The sequence below is a fragment of the Paenibacillus cymbidii genome, assembly GCF_004764705.1.
Taxonomy (GTDB): Bacteria; Bacillota; Bacilli; order Paenibacillales; family NBRC-103111; genus Paenibacillus_AN; species Paenibacillus_AN cymbidii.
Genome location: NZ_SHLX01000010.1, coordinates 134,805 through 158,953, shown reverse-complemented (window position 1 = coordinate 158,953; position 24,149 = coordinate 134,805). Strand labels below are relative to the sequence as shown.

General features: G+C 60.7%; 20 protein-coding genes. 1 reads left to right on the top strand and 19 read right to left on the bottom strand.

Translation table 11 applies throughout. The features are described from left to right. Nucleotides 1-10 precede the first annotated feature (10 nt). From EXY20_RS15735 to EXY20_RS15645, 19 genes are all read right to left on the bottom strand, one after another. The gene (locus EXY20_RS15735; RefSeq protein WP_135552756.1) at nt 11-976 is read right to left on the bottom strand and encodes a Gfo/Idh/MocA family protein; all 966 of its coding nucleotides are present in this window, start codon (nt 974-976) and stop codon (nt 11-13) included. Further along, nucleotides 970-1,752: an SDR family NAD(P)-dependent oxidoreductase gene (locus tag EXY20_RS15730; RefSeq protein ID WP_135552754.1), complete on the bottom strand. Its 783-nt coding sequence runs from the start codon at nt 1,750-1,752 to the stop codon at nt 970-972. The genes EXY20_RS15735 and EXY20_RS15730 overlap by 7 nt, the downstream gene beginning before the upstream one ends. A 51-nt stretch (nt 1,753-1,803) precedes the next feature. Continuing rightward, a complete protein-coding gene (locus EXY20_RS15725; protein ID WP_135552752.1) occupies nt 1,804-3,291 on the bottom strand; it encodes a M81 family metallopeptidase in 1,488 nt (495 codons plus the stop codon). A gap of 64 nt (nt 3,292-3,355) precedes the next feature. Beyond that, a complete protein-coding gene (locus EXY20_RS15720; RefSeq protein ID WP_167859263.1) occupies nt 3,356-4,468 on the bottom strand; it encodes an alanine racemase in 1,113 nt (370 codons plus the stop codon). Beyond that, entirely contained in the window at nt 4,465-5,319 is an 855-nt protein-coding gene (locus EXY20_RS15715; RefSeq protein WP_235885950.1) for an HpcH/HpaI aldolase family protein, read from the bottom strand. The genes EXY20_RS15720 and EXY20_RS15715 overlap by 4 nt, the downstream gene beginning before the upstream one ends. Before the next feature lie 22 nt (nt 5,320-5,341). Continuing rightward, nucleotides 5,342-6,571, bottom strand: a complete 1,230-nt coding sequence (locus EXY20_RS15710) for an N-acetylglucosamine-6-phosphate deacetylase (RefSeq protein ID WP_167859262.1) — start codon at nt 6,569-6,571, stop codon at nt 5,342-5,344. Beyond that, nucleotides 6,561-7,604, bottom strand: a complete 1,044-nt coding sequence (locus EXY20_RS15705) for a sialidase family protein (RefSeq protein WP_167859261.1) — start codon at nt 7,602-7,604, stop codon at nt 6,561-6,563. Before EXY20_RS15705 ends, EXY20_RS15710 begins: the two co-directional genes overlap by 11 nt. Nucleotides 7,605-7,650: 46 nt before the next feature. Then, complete coding sequence (locus tag EXY20_RS15700; protein WP_135552720.1) at nt 7,651-8,538, bottom strand: carbohydrate ABC transporter permease; 888 nt, start codon at nt 8,536-8,538, stop codon at nt 7,651-7,653. Between the two features lie 11 nt (nt 8,539-8,549). Further along, nucleotides 8,550-9,494: an ABC transporter permease gene (locus EXY20_RS15695; RefSeq protein WP_135552718.1), complete on the bottom strand. Its 945-nt coding sequence runs from the start codon at nt 9,492-9,494 to the stop codon at nt 8,550-8,552. Nucleotides 9,495-9,591: 97 nt separating this feature from the next. After that, entirely contained in the window at nt 9,592-11,220 is a 1,629-nt protein-coding gene (locus tag EXY20_RS15690) for a DUF3502 domain-containing protein (RefSeq protein ID WP_135552716.1), read from the bottom strand. Nucleotides 11,221-11,369: 149 nt separating this feature from the next. Beyond that, the gene (locus EXY20_RS15685; protein ID WP_167859260.1) at nt 11,370-13,766 is read right to left on the bottom strand and encodes a helix-turn-helix domain-containing protein; all 2,397 of its coding nucleotides are present in this window, start codon (nt 13,764-13,766) and stop codon (nt 11,370-11,372) included. A gap of 108 nt (nt 13,767-13,874) precedes the next feature. Beyond that, nucleotides 13,875-14,729, bottom strand: coding sequence for a 3-hydroxybutyryl-CoA dehydrogenase (locus EXY20_RS15680; protein WP_135552711.1), 855 nt, complete (start codon nt 14,727-14,729; stop codon nt 13,875-13,877). A gap of 39 nt (nt 14,730-14,768) precedes the next feature. Then, nucleotides 14,769-15,518 carry an enoyl-CoA hydratase/isomerase family protein gene (locus tag EXY20_RS15675; protein ID WP_135552709.1) on the bottom strand — a complete coding sequence of 250 codons (750 nt, stop codon included), beginning with the start codon at nt 15,516-15,518 and terminating at the stop codon, nt 14,769-14,771. A gap of 23 nt (nt 15,519-15,541) precedes the next feature. Continuing rightward, a complete protein-coding gene (locus EXY20_RS15670) occupies nt 15,542-15,763 on the bottom strand; it encodes a biotin/lipoyl-binding carrier protein (protein ID WP_135552707.1) in 222 nt (73 codons plus the stop codon). A gap of 24 nt (nt 15,764-15,787) precedes the next feature. Beyond that, nucleotides 15,788-17,149, bottom strand: a complete 1,362-nt coding sequence (locus tag EXY20_RS15665) for an acetyl-CoA carboxylase biotin carboxylase subunit (RefSeq protein WP_135552705.1) — start codon at nt 17,147-17,149, stop codon at nt 15,788-15,790. A gap of 42 nt (nt 17,150-17,191) precedes the next feature. Continuing rightward, the gene (locus EXY20_RS15660; RefSeq protein WP_135552703.1) at nt 17,192-18,724 is read right to left on the bottom strand and encodes an acyl-CoA carboxylase subunit beta; all 1,533 of its coding nucleotides are present in this window, start codon (nt 18,722-18,724) and stop codon (nt 17,192-17,194) included. A 19-nt stretch (nt 18,725-18,743) separates the two neighbouring features. Further along, nucleotides 18,744-20,036, bottom strand: a complete 1,293-nt coding sequence (locus EXY20_RS15655; protein ID WP_167859259.1) for an acetyl-CoA hydrolase/transferase family protein — start codon at nt 20,034-20,036, stop codon at nt 18,744-18,746. A 152-nt stretch (nt 20,037-20,188) separates the two neighbouring features. Then, nucleotides 20,189-21,220 (bottom strand): LacI family DNA-binding transcriptional regulator, encoded by a 1,032-nt coding sequence (locus tag EXY20_RS15650; RefSeq protein WP_135552699.1) that lies wholly within the window; start codon nt 21,218-21,220, stop codon nt 20,189-20,191. A 153-nt stretch (nt 21,221-21,373) separates the two neighbouring features. Continuing rightward, a complete protein-coding gene (locus EXY20_RS15645; RefSeq protein ID WP_235885948.1) occupies nt 21,374-23,278 on the bottom strand; it encodes a carboxyl transferase domain-containing protein in 1,905 nt (634 codons plus the stop codon). Between the two features lie 306 nt (nt 23,279-23,584). Here EXY20_RS15645 and EXY20_RS15640 point away from each other — a divergent pair, with 306 nt between their 5' ends. Then, nucleotides 23,585-23,872, top strand: a complete 288-nt coding sequence (locus EXY20_RS15640) for a hypothetical protein (RefSeq protein WP_135552697.1) — start codon at nt 23,585-23,587, stop codon at nt 23,870-23,872. Nucleotides 23,873-24,149: the final 277 nt, after the last annotated feature.

The window sequence follows — 24,149 nt, the reverse complement described above, 5'->3', positions numbered from 1 at the left end:
TCCCCCGCCGTCAGGATCGTTCCCGGATATCCTGCAGCCCAATCGTTGCGCCGCCAAGCTCGCGGCTGCGGATGCCGGCGATCAGCAGCTTCATCAGCTCGGCGGTTTCGGCAAACGGATACGGCCGTTCGCCCGTCCGCAAATAACGAACAAACGCCTCCATCTGCGCTTTGAACGCAAAAAAGGTGTCGCCCGACTGGACAAAAACGCTGCCCTGCGTGCCGCATAACAACAGCTTGCCGGAGCCGCCGCTCATGTTTTCGTTGACGGCCACCACGGCGTCCGCCCCCGAACGATGCTTCAGGTGCACAATATTGCGATCGCCGGACCCCGTATTCACAGCGGAAATAAAACCCGGCCCCAGGATCGGATAAATCGCCTCGAGCGCGTGAATCCCGTAACGCTCCCACGATTTGATCATCGTGACGGAAACGAACCGCAGCTCGCCGAGCGCATGCGTCGACAGCCGGTACGGCATAAACTCCTTGCAATACCTCATGCTGCTGGAGGAAAGGATCGCCGCGCCGCGATCGACCCAGCCCTGCACGATGCGCAGGTCCTCTTCCCGGTCAACCGCCGGCTTGTCGATAAACACCGGAATGCCGGCGTCCACGAACGGCCGTGCCCGCTCCACATGCTCGTGGCCTTTGTCCGTGGCGATGATGACGGCGTCCACCTGGCCGATCACATCCTGCGGATTGCGCACCACATGCGGAATCAACGAAGCCCGTGCCACCTTGCGGGCATCTGCGGGATCGTCCGTCCAAATATGGGTCACTTTGGCGCGGTCGATGCCGAAGGTGGCGGCAGGCTGTTTTTCTAAATACTGGAATATGCCCGGGTACGGACATCCGGCCATTTCCAAACGGTCGTACCCGTTAAAGATCGCGCTCCAGGAATACGGATGCCCGTTCCCTTCCACCATCCCCAGCATGGCCAGCCGAATGTCCCCTTCCGGGACGGGCGCCTTCACCATGCCGTCCAGCCGCCGTCGACGGGAATGTTCACGCCGGTGATGTAATCGGCCGCAGGCGACGCCAAAAACACAACCGCCCCCGCCACCTCATGCTGCCGACCGGTTCGTTTGAGCATCGTTTTGTCCGCCAAACGGTTCATGAACCATTCCTCGTACCCGAGACGCGGCTTCGGAAACGGACCCGGCGAAACGCTGTTGGCGCGAATGCCGTAATGGGCCAAATGAGCCGCGCAGTAGCGCGTGAATTGGATAACCCCGCTTTTGCCGGCGCCGTAATTGGGCGGGTTCTTCGACAATTCGCCGTACATCGCGGGGTCGGGCGACACCATGCCGTACATGGACGCATTGTTGACGATCGCTCCTCCATGCTCCTTCAAGTAAGGGATGCTTTCGCGGGTGCAACGAAAGACGGTGCCGACCGCGCCGTCGACTCCCTTGCTCCATACCTCGTCGGTCATGTGCTCCAGTTCGTTCGACTGGCCGCGCCCCCCGCCGGGGATATTGACATTATTGACCAAAATATCGATCCGCCCGAAATGTCCGTGGATTTCCTGCAAGGCGGCGCGAATGGAATCCGTCTGCGCAACGTCGCAGCGAACATGAAGCAGTCGCTCCCGGCCTTGCAGCGAAGCGAACGATTCGGGCAAATCAACCGGATCGGCCACGGCCACCGCAGCCCCGCGGGCGAGCAGCGCTTCGACCATACTGGAGCCGAGATATCCGGCCCCTCCGGTTACAATCGCCACTTTGCCCTGCAATGAAAATAAATCGTGCATCTGTCGCACTCCTCCTCCGTATGGCTTGTTTATCTTCCGCATGAATCGCGCTCAGTCGGCCGCCGTACCGCCGCTGCCAGGCATGTCCAACGGGTAGATCGGCCGCCTGACCCGGCGGTAGCGAAAATGCAGCAGGTTCGCGCTGCAGCAGCCCGGCGTGTCCAGGTATACCTCCTGCCCGGCGATGTCGCCGAACGCCGATCGCCACGCGACGGCGGACTTCACCACAATCAGCTGAAACCGCTCCGCCTGCAAGCCGACACAACGCAAATAACCGATGTCCATCGGCATGACGCGACGCTCCGTTACCATAACCGTAACATTTCCCGTTTCAATGACGGCCGTCAGCCCCATATGGATCCGTCTTCCCGTCATAAACGGGCCTTCATGCGTAAATTCCCCGTCATGCAGCAAACGGATCTTTCCTTCAATCGCAACCGGTTCGCCGTGTTGCGTATCGGTTTTGCCCCCTACCGTGCAGCGGATTTCGTTGCCGGCCCCGATGCGCCCGGCAAGAGCGGCCGCTTCCGCGTCGCGGATCACGACAAGGCTCCTGACGTGCCACCCGAGCAGATGCCGCAATACATGCGTCGCATCCCCGGGCGCTCCCGCCCCCACATTGTCCGACCCTTCCACCCATATGGCCGGTCCGTGCGCCGGCAGCGGCAGCAGCATCGCTTCTTCCAACCGCAGCTGTGCAAACGCGAAGCTGTCGCGCAGCGACCACGCCAGCGAAGCCATTTCCTCCGCCAGGCGTTCGGCCAGCGCGGGATCATGGTCCGTCGTCACGACGAAGGACATGCCGGCATCGGGCACGTCGCCGTAAGGAAAGCCCCCGGCGACAGCAACGTTCAGCACCCCGGGGAGCCGCTCCAGCTCCAGCGCCCGGTCGATCAGCCGCTTCATCGGCTCCCGGTCGGTCACCATCGTTTGCGGCGCCACCAGCATGCGCGAATGGCGCCAAGCCGACACCGGCCTGATCCGCCCGCCGATCGCGGCAGCAAGCAAACGCAGCGCCTCCGCTCCCCGCTCGAACGGGTCCACATGCGGATACGTGTCGTACACGACAAGCACGTCGCTGCGCGCCACCATGTCCGCGCCGATATTGGCGTGCAAGTCCAGCGTCACCGCCACAGCCGTTTCCGGCCCCAGCTTGCCGCGCACGCGCCGGAGCGCCTCCGCCTCCATATCCGCATACGTTTCCGCCGCCATGGCCCCGTGCAGGATAAGGACTACGCCGTCCAGCCCCGGCTCGAGCGAAGCGGCCAGCCCGGCGAGCAGCGTCTCCGCGTCTTCTGCGCCAATGATGCCGCCGGGCGGCGCATACGTATACAGGCCCGGAACAAGCTGCACGGATAACCGTTCGGCTTCCTCCAGCACCCCGCCCATGCAGGTGCGAGTGTGCCGGTACCTTTCCGCAAAGGCATGTTCCCCCTCCACCCATTCCGCCTGAAAAGCGTGCAGATCCGTCGTTCCGGGGGCGAACCCGTTCGTTTCGTGAAAAATTCCCGCCACGCCGATCCTCACCGGTCGCTCCATCGCCATCCTGCCCCCTTTCCCGGACATCGAATCCGGGCAACCGCTTCCCTCATGCCGCGCGCGCTCATTGGCTCCTCCCGCGACCGTCAACAGTCAGCACCCGCGCGACCTTCCCGTTGCGGATGCCATAGAGCCTGTCGTGAAGATTGCTCACCGCGCAGCAATGATTCGGAATAAACTGCATCCGCTGGCCGACGTTCAGCCGCACATCGCCGGGAACGCGCAGCATGCCGTGCTCTTCGTTCAGCCGCTCCACCACGACCCGGCCGTCGTCGACCCATTGCCCGTATCCCGGCAGCCTCCGGTTCGGGTCGCTGCTGAACGTTTTCGAGCCGGCGTCGATAATGGCCGTTCCCGGTCTCGGCATGCTGACGACAGTGGCCGCAACCAGCATCGCGCAATCGTCGGCAGCGATCATCCCGTGCGCAAGCTGCCCGCGATCGGCAAAAACGTAAGCGCCGGCGCGCAATTCCGTCACGCCGCTCTGCTCGCCGATGAATGCGGCGGTAAGGGAGGACCCGACGCTGATTTCCGGTACGTCGATTCCGCTTTCGCGCAGCAGCCGCTGCGTCATCACCAGGCTCTCCGCTTCATGGCGGGCTACCCGGCGTATTTCCTCGACGGTGCTGCACCCGGCGGCGTGCCCGGCATGCGTCATCAAACCGCGAACCTCGATGCCGGGGTAACGCGACAAGTGCCTCACCAGCGCTGCGCTATCCTCCCCCGGCTCCCGGCCGCAGCGGTTCAGCCCCGTGTTCACATCCACGTACAGCGGAATCCGCCGCTTGAGCGATTCGCCAAGATCGGACAAGCCGCGAACGACCGCCGGATGATCCGCGCTCACGGCCACCTTCGTATGCCGCAGCAGCTCCGCCAACCGCTGCAGCTTGCTTGCGCCTGTCAGCGGATATGCGAGCAGAATGTCATCGATGCCGGCGGCGGCCATCACCTCCGCTTCGCCAAGCTTGGCTGCGGTAATGCCGGCCGCCCCGTGTGTCAATTGCCGCTGCGCGATCCAGACGCACTTGTGCGTTTTGATATGCGGCCGGAATCTCACGCCGGCTCCCGCCGCAAGCGCCGCCATACGCTCCAGGTTGCGCTCCAGCGCATCCAGGCGGATGCATACGGCAGGCGTATCGATGCTTTCCGGAACGTGCCCATCCGCCACTTGTCTCACCCGCTTCTTCCCGTTCTTGCGCCGCCGTCGTACAGCCCCGGTCCCGCTCCCGCCTGTTCGTCCTCGCCGTCCGGCTTCGGAGCCAATTGGGCGACGATGTCGCGACAATACCGGCTCAAGCCGGCCACATCCGCCCCAACGCTGATCCATTGGTAGCCCATGGCGATCAATTCGGCAAAATTGTCGACCCTGCCGACCGTTCCCGCAAACTTCCCTTTCTTCCGCGCCATATCGGCAATCCGGATACGCGCATCGTCAACCTTCTGATGCCTGGTTTGGCCGGGCAGCCCGATCGCCTGGCTGAAATCGGCCGGCCCGAAGAAGATCATGTCAAGCCCGGGCAGGGACATTATTTCCTCCAGCTGCTCCAGCGGCTCCGGGTCCTCGATTTGCAAAATGTTGAAACGCTCCCGGTTCGCCGTTTTCATGTAAGTAAGCGTGTCGATCCCGCAATAGGAACCGTCGGCATTGCCGCCGTCGAGCGCCCGCAGGCCAAGCGGATAAAACTTCGTCTGCCTGACGACAGCCCGCGCATCCTCCAGGCTCATGACATGCGGCACCATGATGGCTGCAGCGTCCATCTCCAGCGGCCGGATCAAATCGCTGTAGCTGCCACGGGCCACACGAACGACAAGATCGACCTGATGCGCCTTGGCGGCGAGCGCCTGCTTCTCGATCGCCGACCAGTCGTTGGGCACATGCTCCATATCCGTCCACAGGCTGTCGAATCCGGCCAGGGCGGCAATTTCAATTACCCGGGAATCCGCCAGATTGATTTTCATGCAGGTGGCTACCTGACCCTTGCGCAATTTCTCCAGAACGCGGCTGGGACGCATCCGAATGGGACCCACAACCTTCCCTCCAACTCTCCTGTCATTGCACGCTTTGAACGCCGCCGCGTTCCCGCCGCACCGGCTCGCCTTCGAAAAACACGTCGCGGATGCGGACCTGTTCGTCCACCACAACCAGATTGGCCTTTTTGCCCGGAGCCAAGCTGCCGTAATCGCCATCCATCTTCAGCATACGGGCGGGGTTCAGGGAAGCCATGCGAAAAGCGTCGACCATATCGACCCCGGTATGAAGCATCATGTTGCGCACCGCCCGGTCCATCGTCAGCAGGCTGCCGCTCAGGCCGCCGTTCGGATTGATATTCACATCGTCGCTGTCCGGGAAACCGGCAAGCGCAGGCACGTCCGTCCGGTGGAACAGTTCGCCTGTCGCCGCCATTCTCACCGCGTCCGTAATAATAATGACGTTGTCGACCCCTTTGGCTTTGACGATCAATTTCAGCAGAAGCGGGCGCACGTGCACGCCGCCGCGGTCGGGAATCACCTCCGCCGTCATCCCGTCATGCACCAGCACCGCCTCGTCCAATCCGACCTCCCGCGTGCCGCGGAATCGGGTCTGAACCGGCGTCGTGCCAGATGCGCACATGCAGTGGCACGCCAGCCGCAGCCCCTTCGGCACGAAGCGGTACAACGTTTCGGGATCGCAAGCCGAATGCCCTGCCGAAAATACGATGTCCGGACAAGAGGTCCGGACTTCATCGACAAATGCCGACTGACCGGGCATTTCCGGCGCGATTGTCCATATTTTGAGATTCGTCCCCGCCATGGCCAGCAGCTCGCGGTATTCCTCCGGATCGACAGGCCGCATGTTCGACTTCCACGTAACCGGTCCGTGCGCGGGATTGAGATACGGCCCCTCCAGATGGAAGCCGAGAATCAGGCGCCTGTACGGATCGTCGCCTTCCATTGCGTCGGTGATCGCCCGAACGCCGGCGCGAAGCGCGTCCCGGTCCTGCGAATACGACGGCGTCGGCAGCATGCCGGTCGTCCCGTAAGGCAAGTGCGCCTTCGCCACCTCGAGCGGATGCTCGTGCGCCATATAACCGCCGCCGCCGTGAAGATGAATATCGATAAAACCCGGCCCCGCATAAAACCCTTCCGCATCGTAAATCGTCGCTCCATCCGGGATCGCCACTTCGGCAGCGGGTCCGCAAGCGGCGATCCGATCGCCACGGATGACGACCGTTCCCGCTTCAATAATATCGGAGGGAAGAATGAGTTTGGCATTTGTAATCACTGTTGTGTTACTGCTCAAAAAACTCGTCCACCTTCCACCGCAAAATTCCCATATGATAACGATTGTGGTGGGGAACGTTTTTGGCATAGTAGGCCGTGACCAGGGTTCCGTCCGCAAGCTGCACGGTAGACGGGTAGCCGCCGTCCACGCGGTTCTGGAAATCGACGATCAGCACCGGCCGGCTCCAGCTCGTTCCGTCGTCGCTGCTGATGCGGGCGCAAATGCCGCTGCAGCCCACGTTCCGCATCCCGTAAGCGAGCAAAATCCGGCCGTCCTGCAGTCGCAGCAGATGGGCGGGAATTTGCCCGGCAAGCGAAACCTGGCCTTTGGCCGTCCACGTGCCGCCAAAGTCCTCCGAAAGGAACAGCTCGAGATGCTGGTCGTCCTGCGTGCGGGCCGCCGCCAATACGCGCTGTCCGCCCAGGGACAGCACCGCCGTTTCGTTGCTGCGCAGCCGCTCCGCAAGCGCCGCCGGAACGATGGGCACCGGTTCGCCCCACGATTTGCCCTGGTCGCAGCTGCGGTAGAAGTAGACGCAATTGACCCGTTTCCCTTCGTGCTGCGGATCGGCGCTCGTCGTGTACATCGCAGCGCCGAGCCGGCCCTCGCCGTCACGGACAATATCCCCGTAAGGGATGAGTGCGAACACGCCTTCCGGCTTCTCGACAACGCCTTCCTGCACCCAGCTTCGGCCGCCGTCGGTCGAACGGCAGATGACGGCATCGAGAATGCGGCTGCCTATGATTCGTTCCGCAGCGGCCAGAGGCACATAAGGCGCCCGGTCCACGAAGCCGGAGCAGAGCACAAGATAATCGCCTTCGTCGGACAGGCCGGCAATCACATTGATCCGATTCTCCTGCGGCCGATGCGGCGCCGGCACTCCGTGAAACCGCCAGAAATGGCCGCCGTCCTCGCTGATCCAGCATTCGACATGCCCTTCCGTCGCGCCATGGTTGGGCCGGTTGTAAACAATCGCCGCAATCGAGCCGTTCGGCAATAACGTCAAATTCGGCCACGCGCAAACATTGTCAATCGCAATATATCGCTCCACTGCTGTCACTCCTTCTCTTTCGCAAATGTAAATGCCCGCCGCCGCTTCAACCTTTCAGCGATCCGATCATGACACCTTTGACAAAATATTTTTGCAGGAAGGGGTAGAGCACGAGAATGGGGGCAATCGCCACAATAATGGTGGCCGCCTTCACCGATTGGCCCGTCACCTCTCCCGTTACCTGAATAAACTCGCCGGTATTGCTCGGGTCGATCCGCTCCTGCAGGAAAATTTTTTGCACCAGCAGCTGCAGCACGAACGAATCCTTCTCGCGCATGTAGATCATCGCATCGAACCAGGCGTTCCAGTGATGCACCCCCGACCATAAGGCAATGACGGCAACGATCGGCATCGACAGCGGGAAAATAATGCGAAACGCCACCTGGATCGGATTCGCCCCGTCCATCAATGCCGATTCCTCCAGCTCCTTCGGAAACGACATCAGGAAATTTCGCGCCAAAATAATGTACCAGGCGTTGGCCAGCGTAGGCAGCACAAGAACCCACAGGGAGCCGATCAGGCCGTAGTTGCGCATCATCAGGTAAGTCGGGATCAACCCGCCGCCGAAAAACATCGTAAACAGGAAAAACAGCGTAATCGCATTGCGATACGGCAAGTCCCGGCGCGACAGCGAATAAGCGGCGCACATCGTCACCAGCACCGTCAGCGCAACGCCAAAAAACGTGCGAAAAAACGTATTATAGAACGCCGTGAAGATGATGTCGCTGCGGAACACCTGGCGGTAGGACAGCAGGTTGAAGCCTTCCGCCCATAACCGCAAGCCGAGCTTGTCGACAAACTCCGGCGCCGTAAACGACAGCATCAGCAAATACCAGAACGGGTACACGAACGCAAGCGACAGCAGAACGATCAGGCTGTAATTGCCGATATCGAAGGCTGTCGCTGCGAAACTTCTTCGGCTTCGCGCCTTCATATGCGTTCACCTCACCAAATGCCGTGTTCATTGAACCGTTTGACGATGTAGTTCGTCCCGATGACGAGCACGAGCCCGATCATGTTTTTGAACAGCCCGATCGCGGTCGCGAACCCGTATTTTGCTTCCAATAATCCGATCCGGTACACATACGTATCGATAATGTCCGCCACGCTGTAAACGGCAGGATTATATAAATTGAAAATTTGATCGAAGCCGGCGTTCATGATTTTGCCGATGTTCAGAATGAACAGGATCGTCATAATCGGCACAAGCGAAGGAATAGTGATGTACAGCATCTGCTTGAACCGGTTGGCGCCGTCGATCGTCGCCGACTCGTATTGATCCTGGCTGATGCCGGCAATCGCCGCCAGGTACACAACGCTTCCCCAACCGATCCCCTGCCAGACGTGGCTGATGACGAGCACCCCGATGAACATATGCGGCTCGGCGAGAAAATGAATCGGGCTGCCGCCGAAAAGCGTGATGAGGTAATTAACCACCCCGCGCGAAGGCGACAACAATTCGACCAGAATCGCCGCCAGAATGACCCAGGACATAAAGTGGGGCAAGTAGGACAAGCTTTGGGCGATCCGTTTGAATTTGGAATGAAACACTTCGTTCAGCAGCAGCGCCAGCACGATCGGCGCCGGGAAACCGAACAACAGATGCAGGCCGCTGATCATCAGCGTATTGCGAATGATGCGCCAGAAAAAGATATCGTTAAAAAACTGCTCGAAATACTCGAATCCGACCCATGGACTGCCCAGAATCCCGTCGACAAACCGGTAATTTTTGAACGCCATCAGCACGCCGTACATCGGCGCGTATTCGAACAGGAGAAAACAGACGATCGCCGGCAGCAGCATGACATAATAAAACCCGTACTTGCGCCATCTGCTGAAGGGGGCTGCCGCAACCCGATTGTTTCTGTCAAGCGACATAGGCTGATCCATGACAACGCTCCTTTATCCGCCCGGGGCCAACGGAGACGGACGAACGAATGCGGGTGACGGAGCAGGCCGCACTCGTCCGCTGCTTGCGCGAATCGGTTTATTTTTTGATCGCATCGTATTGCTTCTGGTATTCCTCCATAATCGCCTGACCGCCGGCATCGAGAAATTTCTTTTTGTACGCTTCCCAATCCTTGTCGATGTCCAGCTTGCCGCCGATCGCGTTCGTCTCGAACTCCAATGCCACCGTAGCGATGGCGACCCCGTATTTTTCGAACGCCGCGTTCGTTCCGCTGAGCGGGAAATTGACGTCGTTGTACTTGACGGGAATCTTGAGGGCGAGTTCGTAAGGCAGCCGATCGGCTTTGAAAATCGTTTCCTTCGTGACGTAGTCCCAGTTTTTCGGCCGGTTGCCAAAATAATTGTTCGTGCCCAGCTCGTTGATCTTGTCCACGGTCAAGTATTCCGGCAGCACCTTCACGATGCCGTCCTGATCCCGCGTGTACATCGTGCCTTCGTCTCCGTAAAACACTTTCATATAGAAATCGTTGTCCGTAATCAGCGCTTCCTTGATGGCCATAATGCGTTCCATCTTCTCGTCGCTCGTATCCTTGCCGAAGGCGAAGCCGAACGCCGCAGCGGGATAGTTCAGGTTGCCGGAAGCCTTCTCGCCGCCCGGTCCGGCGAACGGCTGGAGAAACTCGATGCGGCCGTTGGGGTTTTTGTCCGCCAGCATTTTGGTCAAATTGCCGACGGTCGAAGCCGCGAACCACGACGGATGATCGGCGATGATGCCGAACTTGCCGGCCGCCCACTTCTGGCGCTGCTGCGCGCGCTGATCCGTGATCGACTCGGGATCGATCAAGCCTTCCTTATTCCACGCCTGCAGCGTTTTCAGATATTGCTTGAAGCCGTCGGAAATGGCGACGGGGTATACTTTTCCATTCTGATCGGCGTAGAACGCCTCGTTCGACTTGCCGAACCCGTATGCACCCCGGAGATACAGCTGGATGCCGTGGCTGCCGAACGTATCGTCCTTGCCGTTTTTGTCCGGATCGTTAAATGTAAACCTTTTCAAAACTTCGTGATATTCTTCCATCGTTTCCGGCAGCTTGGCGATGCCGACATTGTCCAGCCAATCCTTGCGGATCGCCATGATATGCGGCTGCAGCCTGGCATGGTTAAACGTGGGAACATAGTAATTTTCGCCCTTGTACTTCATCGACGACTGCAGCACCTTCGGGTCGAGCATCGTTTCGATCATTTTCATCCATTCCGGCATCACCTTGTACATTTTTTCCTGGGGTACTTTTTTCAGCAGTCCCTGGTCGGCGAGGAAGCCAAAATCGACGTTCAACGCAATGTAATCGGCCGTTTTGCCTTCCGCGAAGTACAGGCTGACCAGCTCTTTTTTGTGAATGTCGAGAATGACCTGATTGATCGTTACGTTGAACTTGGCTTCGATCATCTTTTTCGTCGGGCTGTCGAGCTTGTCGTTTACTTTGCCCCCGGCCTGATTGTAGCCGAGCCAGGTGATATCCAGATGCTTGGCGAACGGATTCGCTGCGCCTGCGCCCGATGCCGCCGGCGCATTCGACGGCGTTGCCGACGTGCCGCCCGCCTCCTGCTTGCTGCCGCTGCAGCCGCTTAATGCGATTGCCCCTGCGAGGACCGCTGCCACGGGCCATACGGCCGATCTCGTGCGGCGTCCCCTCTCTGTTGTGGTCACATGAATCACTCCCTGCCGGTGATGTGGTGAATTTCCCTCTCATCATAAGGCGGTCCAGCGCCGAAAAGAAATACCGCTATTGCGATTTCCCATACCCCATTCGCGATCAAGGCGCGATTGCGGCGGTTCCGGGCCGGTTTTGGCGCGTTTTAATGCAGCTGCTTGCGAAATTCCCCCGGCGTCAGCCCGGTCGCTTCTTTAAACAGCTTGATGAAATGATCGACTTTGATGTAGCCCAGCTGCTTGCTGATATCCTGAATTTTCAGCTCGGGCAGCAGCAGCAGCTCCTTGCTTTTGGCAATGCGCAATTGGGTCATGTATTCGGTAAACGTAACGCCGGCATGCTCCTTGAAAATGCGTCCCAGGTAGGTCGGATTCAGGTTGAGCGTTTCCGCCACCGCCGCCAGCGACGCCGTTTCGCCGCAATCGCTTGCCACCATCTGCAGCACGCGCTCCACGTGCATGTTTTTCTTTTCCCTCAAGGCGTGGCCGATCTGGGAGGCGCAAGCCTCGATCATGTAGCGGAACCATTCGGTCATTTCCTGCCAATCGTTCTTTTCGAGGAAGGCGACAAGATAATGCGGCCGTTCGTCCGGGACGATCTCTTTCCTGTCGAGCCGCAACTCCCCAATCATTTCCATCAGCTTGACGAGCAGCTGCAGGAAGGCTTGCTGCACTTGCGAGAAGCCGATTTTTGCCGTTTCGCCCCGCATCTCGCGCACCATATCGGCGAACACGGCCAGCGCCTGCTCCCGGTCGCCGTTTTTGATCGACAGCAGCAGCGTCTCCTCCTTGTCCTTCGGGTAGGGCAACGGCGTGTACGACTGCAGCCTGACCTCATCGATATAGATCACTTCGCTGTCGTCGGACATGTTCCGGTAGGCAAGCGCTTCTTTCGCTTCCTTGTAAGCTTGGGGCAAATCCTCGATCGTCCGGCAGTAGCTGCCAATCCCGAGCGTGCACGCTATGCTGTGGTTGGCGCGTATGCTCGCCTTGATCGCCTCGGCCACGGCGAACACAGCCGATATCCCGTTCTCGCCGCAGTTGATCAGCGCCAGGAACAGATGCTCCGCGTGTTCGTTCACCCACTTGGGGTAACGGGGATCGATCGCAAGATCGATCGAATCGATGACGAGCAGGTGCTCCAGCTTCTCCGCCTCGATGTCGATCTTTCGCTGCCCGTCGGCTTCGGTTGCGATCAGAATCAGGCCGATGCCTGTCGTTTGCAACCCGATTTGCAGAAAATCGAGCCGTTCCTCAATCGCTTCCCGGGAAAACGCATGTTTGTTCAGCAGCGAGCGAATAAACTTCTCTTTGTGCGCCGGCAGGCTTTCGCGCAAGCGCAGCTGCAGGTTCGTCAGGCTTTCGCTGATGACCTGAAATTCCCCATGCAGCCGCTTTGCGTTTCCTTTGCTTGCGGTATGCTTCACCTGCCTGTGTTCCCGGCTATGCTCGACCCCCTGGTTGGCCGCGCTGACAAACTGCAGCAGCTTGGAGATCGGCCTGTACAGCCGACGACCCGAAACAAACGACAATACGGTAATCGTAACCAGCAGCAACAGCGTAAGCGTAATAAATACATTGCGTATGCTCGACACGTTGCCGTAAATCGCATTCAGATCGGTTACGCTGGCAATTTGCCAGCCCAGCAATGCCGACGATTTCATCGAAATCAGATGGCGTCCCCGCTCCGTGACGAATTCGTTCGATTGGCTGTCTGTCGCTCGATCGAGCCGCGCACCCGCGATAACGGAACGGGCGGATTCGATCTGTTCCGCATCTGTCGAGTCGTTCTCGTACAGAAGCGGCTCCCCTTCGCGCGAGAACACGATCAGCGAGGCGCTCGAAGCGCCGTTGCCCTCCCGCAGCTTGCGGATCAGATTCGAATAGAACGTTTCCGCGTCCAGGTTGATCACAACGGTATAATTGGAATAGGCGGTGCGGAACACGATCGGGATCACCCGTTTGACGGAGCCGTCCTGCTGCGGGGCATCCCTGACGTTCATCATGATGGGATACCCGAACTCGTCGGACTGCAGCGTCGCGTCCCAATCCCGGTCGTAAAATTCCGCCAGCTCGAACTGCAAGGCTCCCGACGTCAGCACAATGCCCCGGCCAGGATTGATATAATGCACCGAATAGATGAAATCGTTGACCAGGCTTAAATCGACCAGACTCTTCAGCACGTTGGCCTTGCTTTCAATATAGTTCAGGATCGACTGCTTGTCCTCGGCGACCCGCCACCTGGCGATTTCCGCAAAATAATTGCCGAGCGGCGAACGATCGAATACCGTCAGCGAATTGCTGGTTGCAAAATGCCGATACCCGTTGCCGATCTGGTTGACCACCAGTTCCATCGCGTTCACCGTTTGATTCAAATACCGGTCGTTGGCCGACACGATCTCGCGCTTCATCGAAGTTTGGACATTATAATAGAAGAAGAACACCAGCGCAATGATGGGCACCATACATAACAACAGCATATAAGCGATCAGCTTCATGAAAAAAAACTTATGCCTGGTAAACGACAGTACCCGATTGAACATGGCGATCCTCTCCATTGACGCGTAGTCTGCCGCCCCGCAGCCGGCTTCGAAGCTGTCCCTCCATTGTAACGAAACCTGCAACGAAACCGCAATCCGTTCCTCGCGCCGCTACCCCGGATACTCGTAAAAGCCCCGGCCCGACTTCTTCCCGAGCCAGCCGGCATCCACATAGCAACGCAGGAGCGGACAAGGCCGGTACTTCGAATCGCCAAAATCGGCATGCAGCACGTCCATAATCGCCAGGCACGTATCCAGACCGATCATGTCGGCTAGGGCAAGCGGACCCATCGGATGGCTCAGCCCCAGCGTCGCCGCCCGGTCGATGGCCGCGGGGGCGGCAGCGCCTTCCTGCAGCAGGAATACGGCTTCGTTGATCATCGGCAGCAGCAGCCGGTTCACGACAAAGCCGGGCGTGTCGCGCACCTCGACCGGCGTTTTGCCCATTTGCAGCGCCAGCGCGCGGATGGCGGCAAACGTGTCGTCCGACGTCGCAAGCCCGCGAATGAGCTCCACGAGCCGCATAACCGGCACCGGGTTCATGAAGTGCATGCCCATGACCCGGGACGGCCGCTTCGTGGCAGCCGCAATCCGGGTGATGGAAAGCGAGGAAGTATTCGTGGCGAACAGCGTTTCCTCCGGGCAGAGCGTATCAAGCTCCCGGAACAGAGCCGTCTTCGCTTCCAGCTCTTCCGTGACCGCCTCGATGACGAGGTCGGCGTTTGCGGCAGCACGCAAGTCGCCGGCCGCGCTCAACCGCCCCATAATCGCGGCGGCATCGGCTTCCGTTATGCCGCCTTGCTCCGCCTCGCGGTCCAGACTGCGGCGAATGCGCGCCAATCCCCGCCGCGCCTCTTCCTCGCGCCAATCGTACAACGTGACCAACAAGCCCGACGCAGCCGCGGTTTGGGCGATACCGCTCCCCATCCGTCCGGCCCCGACGACAAACAAACGATTCCGTTCCAATGCTCTCTTCCCCTTCCCTCGTTTGCCCCTGCAGCTGCACTATCGCCGTCGTTTCTCCAGGAAGGCGCGACAACGCGATCGGGCCTCGTCGCTGACGACAAGCCTGCCGAACAACGCTGCCTCCGCCTCCATCCCGCGCCCCAGGCATTCCTTGATGGCGGCCAGCGCCGCCGGCGGCTGCTCCGCCATTCGCGCGGCAAGGGCCAGCACCTCCCGCATCAGGCCGTCGTGGGCAACCACACGATCCACCAGTCCAAGCCGCAACGCTTCCGCCGCATCGATCGGCATGCCCGTCAGCATAAGCTGCAGCGAGGCGCTGCGTCCGATCAATCGGGCCGCCCGTTCGATGCCGCCGAAGCCCGGCAGGATGCCGAGCGTCGCTTCCGGGAAGCCGAACGTCGCCCGCTCCGAGGCGCAGCGAATATCGCAGGCCAGCGCCAGCTCCAGGCCGCCGCCAAGCGCGTAGCCGTTGATCGCCGCTATGACGGGCTTGGTCAGGCTCGCGATCATCGCGAATATCTCCTGGCCGTGCCGCGCATACTCGCGGCCCGCCTGCTCGTCGGCCAGGTCCATAAACTCGCCGATGTCCGCCCCGGCGGCGAACGCTTTGCCGCCTTCGCCGGTGATGACCGTCACGCGCACCGCGTCGTCCCGCTCCGCCTGCAGCAGCCGGCTGCGAAGCTCGGCAAGGATGCGGCGATTGAGCGCGTTAAGCGCTTGCGGCCGACTTACGGTCAGCACCAGAATGCCGTTTGACTGCTCCGCCTGCACCGCGTCTTCCCTCGTCATGATTGCCGCTCCTTCCGCTGCCGTCACGTTTCAATAATAACGGCGACAGTGCCTTCGGTGATGACGCTTCCTTCGCTCACGACGATTTCCTTGACCGTGCCGTCCTCGGGCGCCAGCAGCGGAATTTCCATTTTCATCGATTCCATGATCAGCAGCGTGTCATCCTCCGCCACCCGGTCGCCCGGCTTCACTTCAATTTTCCACACCGATCCGGTAATTTGCGCTTCTACATGAATAAGTGCCATCGCTGATCAGCCTCCTTGTTTCGATTATGACGATCGTTCCTGTTTGACCGCGAGCAGTTCCTGAACAAGACCGGTATGCACGTCGCCGCAGCGGAACAGCTCCGACTCCAGCATCCTCAGCAGGAAGGAAATATTCGTCTTGATGCCGCGCACTTCAAATTGCCGCAGCGCTTCCGCCATCCGTTCGATGCAGGCTGCGCGAGTTTCGCCCTGCACGATCACTTTCGCCACCATCGGATCGTAATAAGGCGTGACGCTCATGCCTTCGGCATAACCGGTTTCCACGCGCACCCGCTCCGCGTGCGGCGGGCGGAACAGCTCCAGCTTGCCCGGCGACGGCAGGAAGCGGACCGGGTCCTCCGCATAAATGCGCACCTCGATCGCATGCCCGCGGGCCGCAACCGGACCGGGAATGATTTCGCCAAGCGGCAGCCCGGCGGCCGACTTGATCTGCGCCGCAACCAGATCGATGCCGGTAATTTCCTCCGTTACCGCATGCTCCACCTGCAGCCGCGTATTCATCTCGAGAAAGCGGAACGTGCCGTCCGCGCCACGCAGCATTTCCACCGTGCCGATATTGTCGTACCCGATGCCGCGCAGCACTTCCGCCACCCGGTCCGCCATCGCGTTCAGCTCGCCCCGCTCCATATTCGGAGCGTGCGCCTCCTCGATCACCTTCTGGTGCCGCCGCTGCACCGAACAATCGCGCTCGAACAAGTGGCAGACGGCCCCGCGGGCATCGCCAAGCAGTTGAAACTCGATGTGTCTCGGCCGTTCCAGATACTTCTCCAAATACACGTCGCCGTCGGCAAACGCCTTGGACGCCAGCGAACGCGCGCGCTCCAGCTGTTTCTCCAGCTCTTCCTCCGCGTAGACGGGCAGCATGCCGATGCCGCCGCCGCCGCCCGCCGGTTTGATCAGCACCGGATACCCGATCTTCCGCGCCTCCTCCCTGCTGCGGCCGGCGTCGCCGTCAAGCACGCCCGAGCCTGCGCCGATCGGCATGCCGTGCGCCTGCATGATTTCCCGCGCCCGCTGCTTGTGCGCCATCATCTCGATCCATCGCGGCGACGGGCCGATGAATGCGGCGCCGGCCTGCACGACCCGCATGGCGAATGCCGCATTTTCGGCAAGGAAGCCGTATCCGGGATGAACGCCGTCCGCTCCCGACAGCCGGATCGCCCGCAGCAGCGCGTCCTGGTTCAAATAACTGGCCAATGCCGGCGCCTCGCCGATGCGGTACGCTTCGTCCGCGGCTTGCAGCCACGGCGCCCCAACATCGGCATCCGAATAAACGGCGACGGAACGAATGCCAAGCGTCCGCAGCGTACGAATCACCCTGGCGGCCACGTCGCCGCGATTGGCGATCAACACTTTCTTAAACATGCCCTTCTCTCCTTCCCGTGTTCCGAACCATCGGCCGCCGTTTCAATAGCTCGTCGGCCATGTTCGCATCAGATGTTCGCCCACGCCGGCGGTGAGCCGCAGTTCGTGAATGTCGAGGCTGCGGGCCAGGTAGGCCCGCGTATCGCGCGGATCGATCACCGCTTGCGCGCCGAATACGGAAGCGAGGTCATAGGCCGTATTCCCCTTGGACATTTCCTTCAGATGCGCCTCGAAGCGCTCCGGATCGGCTTCCCGCGTAATCCCGTGCACAATGCCGGCGGCGGAGGCCGGGTCCATGAAGCTCACTTCCGCCGTGAACCAGGCGGCAACCTCGTGGGCATTGCCGTTGCCGCCCATGTTAAGCACCGCCTGACCGTAGCTTTTGCGCAGAATGAGCGAAATTTTCGGCACGGTGCACAGCGCGAGCGCGTTCATCCAGTTCATCACCTTGCCCGGCATGCGCCGTTTCTCCGCCTCCACGCCGATCAGAAAACCCGGCTGATCGACCATGAATACGATCGGAATGTTGTAAGAATCGCACAGGACGAGGAAGGAGGTAATTTTGTCGCAAGCATCCGCATCGATCGCTCCCCCTTTGTGCAGCGGGTTGTTGGCGATGACGCCGACGCTGCGCCCGTCCAGCCGGCCGAGCGCGGTAACCGCGGTTTTGCCGAAGCGGGCCTTCAATTCGAAGAAGCTGTCGCGGTCCAGCACCGCTTTTATCACTTTTTTGACGTCGTACACCTGGTGCCGCGATTCCGGAATCAAGTCGAGCATGCCGCCGCACGCTTCGTCCGATCCGGCCGGAACGGCCAATCGCGGCGGCGCTTCCTTGTGATGCCCGGGCAAATAACCGAGAAACCGCCGGACCGCGGCAAGCGCTTCTTCGTCCGTATCGACGACAAGGTCGACCAGGCCGGTCATATCGGCGTGCAGCTTCCAGCCGCCGAGCGTCTCGTCGTCCACCGCTTCCCGCGTGGCAAGCGACGCGAGCCGCGGGCTGGAAACGGCAAGGCATGCGCCCTTGCGCATCACGGTGAAATCGGCCATCGCCGAATACCAGGCCGAGGAGCCGAAGCAGTAGCCGAGCACTGCCGAAGCCCACGGCGTCTCCCGCATGCGCAAATATTGATCGGGATGGTTGCCTCCGGCAATGCCCGCCGCGCCCATAATGTCCGGCATGCGAGCGCCGGTCGATTCGCCGAGGAAAACGACCGGGAAGCCGCGTTTTTTGGCCATATCCTTGACATAAGCCATCTTGCGCGAATTCGTCGCGCTGCTGGACGCCCCCATAACCGTAAAATCATTGGAAATGACGCCCGCCTCGCGCCCTTCGATTTTGCCAAACCCTGTTATCTTGCCGTCTGCCGGCGACTTCTCCCGTTTGTCCGCGTGAATGGAGGTGCCGAACAATCCGGTTTCGAAGAAGCTGTTCGGATCGAACAGCCGCCCGATTCGTTCGCGCGCATTCAGAATGCCCGCCTGTCGCCGCTTCTCCAGCTTGTCGGCGCCGCCCATGGCCAGCGCCTTCTCCTTCCGGCGCTGATGTTCGGCTATTTCCGCCGCAAATTTCATGCTTCGCTCCCCCTGTCCGTTATCGTTGCCGCACATAAACCGCCGCCGCTTCCCGCTCCAGCGTTTCGCGGAAGCTCGGGTGGGCGATGGCGATCAGGCTCTGCATCCGTTGCTCCAGCGTGCGTCCGCGCAGCCGGGCGATGCCGTATTCGGTTACCACGATATCCGCCAGCGTGCGCGGTACCGTAACCGCCGTGCCTGCCGGCAGCGCGGCTACGATGCGCGACGCGCTGCCGCCGAGCGCCGTGGACGGCATCGCCACAATGAAGCGTCCGCCGCGCGCCGACTGGGCGCCGAGGGCAAAATCGAGCAACCCGCCCGTTCCGCTGATCAGCCGGTGGCCGACGCTCTCCGCGTTGATCTGTCCGGTCAAGTCGACTTCGACCGCCGTATTGATCGAAACGAGATTGTCGTTCAGCGCAATGACCCGCGGGTCGTTCACATATTCCGACGGCATGAAACGAACCGCGTCGTTGCCGTGAACAAAATCGTAGAACCGCTGGCTGCCGTCGCTGATCGTCGCCACGCTTACGCCCGGATGCAGCGACTTCTTCGCCCCCGTCACCACGCCCCGCTCGGTCAATTCGACGATCCAGTCGGAGATTAATTCGGAATGAACGCCGAGGTCGCGGCGATCGCCAAGCTCGCCGACAACCGCTTGCGGGATGCCGCCGCGCCCGATCTGAATCGTATCGCCGTCGGCGACAAGCGAAGCGACGTGGCGGGCCATCTGCGCCTCAACCTCGCCGAAAGCAACGGGCGGAACGGCAACAAGCGGCTCGTCAAGCTCCCCGTAATAATCCAGTTCGCTGACATGCACCTCCGTCTCTCCGCATGCCCGGGGCATATGCCGGTTGATCTGCCCGATCACCAGCCGGGCTCGCTTGCGCATCGCATGCATATAAGCGCAGTACGGTCCGATCGAGCAATAGCCGCGTTCGTCGGGCGGAGATAAATGCAGCACCGCTACGTCCACCGGCGTCAGATCGCCTTCGATCAGCGCCGAAATGGCCGAAAGCCGCACCGGCACGAAGTCGATGCCCCAGCCGTCCGCCCAGGCGCGTCTTGCATTGGCCGACAGAAAAAACGACAGCCCGCGAAAATGGCCGGCAAACTCCGGCTTGCCGTAAGGAAACGGCCCCCACGCCGTCGGGTGGCACAATCGCACATCGCGCAGCGCTTCCTTTCGCGCCAATAACTGGCGCAGGAAGCCGACGGGCACACAGCCGCTGCCGGGCAAAAACACGTGGTCCCCCGACTTGACCAGCTCCCCGAGCCGCTCCCCCGCCATTTGGATGCCTAACCTGCTCAACTGGTTTTCCTCCTTGTACAACTTCATGGAATCGTTTCCATGCATGAGAAACGGACACCCTCCGACCTCGCGCATGGACCGCAACGCAGCAGCCGGATCGGGACCGGGTTCGCGTCGGCGAACGGACGGCTCCCGCTCTCCGGCGGCCGGGCTTACGGCAACGCCACCGCCCGGCAGGAGTCCCTGACGATCAATCCGGTTTCCATGCGGAAAGGTGCGGCAGTTTTGCCGGCAACCGGGTCGGAGATATAACGAACCAGGTATTTGGCGACGTTCTGCCCGATCTCCGTCAGCGGACGGCTGATGATCGTTACCGCCGGCATCAGGAACTGCGACAAATCCGAGTCCTCGCCGGAAATCAGCGAGATGTCCTGCGGGTATTCGATGCCGTGCTCCCGCGTCGTCTGCAGGACGCCCTTAAAAATATTGTTGTTCAGCGTCATGATCGCCGTCTTCCGCTTGCTGCGAATTTGCGGCAGCAGCGCTTGTACGGCCCGCCGGCCGAACTCGATGGTGAATTCGCCTTCCATGACGGCGTCGTCGCCGCAAGACAGTCCGGCTTCGGCGAATGCTTCGGTGAAGCTCTGTGTAATGAGCCGGGTAGGCAGAATATGCCTCGTTCCGGTCAGCAGCACGATCCCGCGATGGCCAAGCGACAACAAATACCGTACCGCTTCCTTGACGCCGGAGGTGTAGTCGGTCAACACCCCTGCGGGAATGCCCGGCAATTGCCGGTCGATCGTCACGATCGGCAAATTCGTTTCGGCGAGCAGCGCGTTCAACTCCTCGTCGTTCTCCCGCGGAATCGACAGCACGATGCCGTCGAGCTTGCGCCCCTGGATGACCGACCGCACCTTCTCCGTCAAATCGGCGTCGCCGGTGTTGTACAGAATCAGCGTGTACCCCATTCGCTCCAGGTAATCCTGCATCCCCTTGGCCACATTGGCGAGCGCCATGTTCGAGATGTCATTGACGAAATAGGCGACACTCTTGTACTTGCCGGAACGCATGCTTTGCGCAACCGGATCCGGCACGTAGCCGAGCTCCTGGATGCTGTCCAGCACCTTCTTCTTCGTCTCCGGGTTAATCGCGTGCGAGCCGTTGATCGCCCTTGACACCGTTCCCACCCCGACGCCGGCGCGGATTGCCACGTCCTTGATCGTTACTTTCGACTTTTTGTCCATCGCTGTTCAACCGCCTGTTCTGGCTCGCTTTCGTGGAATCGTTTCCAGGTTATTGTTTCACATTTTCGAGATTCCGTCAATCGGGCGTTTCCCGAAATGATCCGGACGTTGAGCAATGGAAGCGGCGGCCTACACAATAACGAACACCGGCGGCTATACGCGCATGGTCCGGCCCTTGACGCCAAGCTGCCCGGGCAGCAAGCCGTAGGCGTCTTCCGCCCATTCGGCCAGCAGCGGCCTTGTGCTGCGCGGATCGATTATCTCCTCGATGCGAAACCGTTCCGCCGTGCGGAATGGCGATTCGAAGCGGCGGTAATAGTCGACAAGCTCGAGCCGCCGTTCCTCCGCGTTGCCGCTTGCCGCCAGCTCCCGCTTATAAGCGGCCTCCACGCCTCCCTCCACGGGAATCGATCCCCAATAGGCGGACGGCCAGGCGTACCGGATGTTGGAGCGGCCGTCGTCCGGCCCCCAGGCGCAGCCGGCAAGACCGAAGCAGCGCCTGACGAAAAACGTGCACCACGGAACCGACACCTGCTGAATCGCCATCATGGCGCGCAGCGCTTTGCGGACCGTGCCCTTCTCCTCCGCCGCACTGCCCACCGACACGCCCGGCTGATCGACAAAGTTGACAACCGGAAGGTGAAACGTATCGCACATGTCGACGAAGCGAATGATCTTGTCGCTGGCGGAATCGCTCAGCGCCCCGGCCGACATCATCGGGTCGTTCGCCATAATGCCCACGGGATACCCGTTGATCGTGCCGAACATCGTGATTACCGACCGGGCGTAATAGCGGCCCATTTCGAAAAGGGATCCCTTGTCGAAAACGAGCTCGAGAATGCTGCGCATCCGGTACACGCGCCTGCGCTCTCGCGGCACGATCGAGGCCAGCTGCTCCTCCATCCGGGCGGGATCGTCATCGGTTTGCTTGCGTGGCGGCAGTTGAAAGACGCTCGACGGCAAATAGGATAAAAACGCGGCGATTTGGCGGCATGCATCCTGTTCGTCGACCGCTTCGTTGTCGACCAGACCGCTGCCCCTCGCATGAACGGCGCTGCCGCCAAGCTCCTCGTTCGACACCTCCTCCTTCACGCCGGGAGTGACCACGGACGGTCCCGCAGCGAACACCTGACTGCTCCCCTTGACCATGACCGAAAAGTGGGAATGGGCCACACGCAAGGCGCCCAGCCCCGCACATGCGCCCAATGCCGCGCCGACCACCGGAACCACGCCGAGCATGCGGCCGATCGGCCACTGCGCGTAACCGGGAATTTTGGTCGATTGATTTTTCTCCAGCAGCTTGATGCTTCCGCCTGCCGTATTAACCAGACGAATGAGCGGCATGCGCCAGTCGCACGCCATCCGTTCGGCGTACACCATCTTCTCCGGCGAAGCCGATTCCGACGAACCGCCGCGAACCGTAAAATCGTCGCCGACCACGAACACCTTGCGTCGGTCGATTCTCCCGTTGCCCATGACGATGCTCGAAGGCGACACGTCCAGCAAATTGCCCTGCTCGTCATAGCTGGCAGTCCCCGTAAAAGCGCCTATCTCGTGAAAAGAGCCCTCGTCGAGCAACAAATCGATCCGTTCGCGCACCGTCAGCCGCCCTGACGCATGCTGCCGGGCAATGTTCTCCGCCCCGCCGAGGCGCTGCGCATACTCGTGCCGCCGGGCCATTTCCGCAAGCTCCGGCTGCCATACCGGCTGCCGTGCCGCAGCCTCTTCGGCCGTTGCGCCGGGGGCGGCCGTAATGCCGGGGGCGGCCGTTTCGCGGAGGGCGGCCGTTTCGCGGAGGGCGGCCGTTATGCCGGGTTCGGCCGTTATGCCGGGTTCGGCCGTTATGCCGGGTTCGGCTGCTGCGCCGGGTTCGGCTGTTGCGCCGGGTTCGGCTGCTGCGCCGGGTTCGGCTGTTGCGCCGGGTTCGGCTGTTGCGCCGTGTTCGGCTGTTGCGCCGTGTTCGGCTGTTGCGCCGGGTTCGGCCGCGATTTCCCGCCCGATCGTCGTTTCGTTGTGCGATGCAGCTTGATTGCCGTTGTTTTCCGCCAGATTATTCACCTCTTTCGACTTCCATGGAATCGTTTCCATATCGACCTAAAAAATTCGATCAGTCGACATGCCGCCGTTTCGCCACGGCAACACACCACTAATCTTCCTCCCGACTATAGCACAACCTGTCACGCCCGACAATCGCTTTTTTTACTGTTCCCCGTCTGTTTATTCTCTCTTGCCGTTTATTCTCCCTTGTCAAATCGGATGTTGTCGATTAAACTTAGAGTATTCCCACTATATTACTCAACATTAAACATCGACTCGATATAGACTCGCTGCTCGACCCGCAACGATCTGGAAAGGAGCATTCGTATGCCGTTTCGCCGCAACCGCACGCCGCGCCACGACGACATGTCCACGCACGCACACACGCCAACGCCGTCGGAACCCGGACATCAGGAAGAACCCGCGATCGCCGCGCTTCAGCCATTTTCTCCGGAGGAGGAGCCGCGCCTGCGTCCTTCCTCGCTGCTCTCGATCGCGATCCTGGCTGTTTCGCTGGTTGCGTCCGGACTGCTCGACCATATCCTCCCTGCGGCCATCGGCCTGCTCGCCGTTGTTCTGGTCACCGCAAAGAGCATGTCCGGATCCCGCTCCTGACTGACTTACTTACTGACTGACCGCTCGCACACGAGCCGCCCGCCACCGACGACGCCTATGCCCGCTTGTCCCGATATGGGCCCGTTTCTCCCGGCACGGTCTGCCTCACACGATATGTCCGGCTTCTCCCAACGCACCTTGCTTGCCTCGACACGTCCCACCGGCAGTATGTTTGCGCAAATGTCGGCAAGCAGTCTCGTACCGCTCCCAAGTGATGAATCGGCTCCCCGGTTGCACAGCGGAAATGCCGCCGGGATGGCCGGTAGTGTCGTAATTG

Coding starts and splice junctions, on each gene's coding strand:
- EXY20_RS15675 (WP_135552709.1), bottom strand. CDS start 15,518: ATGACGAGGGAAGACGCGGTGCAGGCGGAGCAGTCAAACGGCATTCTG.
- EXY20_RS15665 (WP_135552705.1), bottom strand. CDS start 17,149: ATGTTTAAGAAAGTGTTGATCGCCAATCGCGGCGACGTGGCCGCCAGG.
- EXY20_RS15670 (WP_135552707.1), bottom strand. CDS start 15,763: ATGGCACTTATTCATGTAGAAGCGCAAATTACCGGATCGGTGTGGAAA.
- EXY20_RS15735 (WP_135552756.1), bottom strand. CDS start 976: ATGGTGAAGGCGCCCGTCCCGGAAGGGGACATTCGGCTGGCCATGCTG.
- EXY20_RS15660 (WP_135552703.1), bottom strand. CDS start 18,724: ATGAAATTTGCGGCGGAAATAGCCGAACATCAGCGCCGGAAGGAGAAG.
- EXY20_RS15725 (WP_135552752.1), bottom strand. CDS start 3,291: ATGGAGCGACCGGTGAGGATCGGCGTGGCGGGAATTTTTCACGAAACG.
- EXY20_RS15700 (WP_135552720.1), bottom strand. CDS start 8,538: ATGAAGGCGCGAAGCCGAAGAAGTTTCGCAGCGACAGCCTTCGATATC.
- EXY20_RS15650 (WP_135552699.1), bottom strand. CDS start 21,220: ATGGACAAAAAGTCGAAAGTAACGATCAAGGACGTGGCAATCCGCGCC.
- EXY20_RS15685 (WP_167859260.1), bottom strand. CDS start 13,766: ATGTTCAATCGGGTACTGTCGTTTACCAGGCATAAGTTTTTTTTCATG.
- EXY20_RS15695 (WP_135552718.1), bottom strand. CDS start 9,494: ATGGATCAGCCTATGTCGCTTGACAGAAACAATCGGGTTGCGGCAGCC.
- EXY20_RS15640 (WP_135552697.1), top strand. CDS start 23,585: ATGCCGTTTCGCCGCAACCGCACGCCGCGCCACGACGACATGTCCACG.
- EXY20_RS15730 (WP_135552754.1), bottom strand. CDS start 1,752: ATGCACGATTTATTTTCATTGCAGGGCAAAGTGGCGATTGTAACCGGA.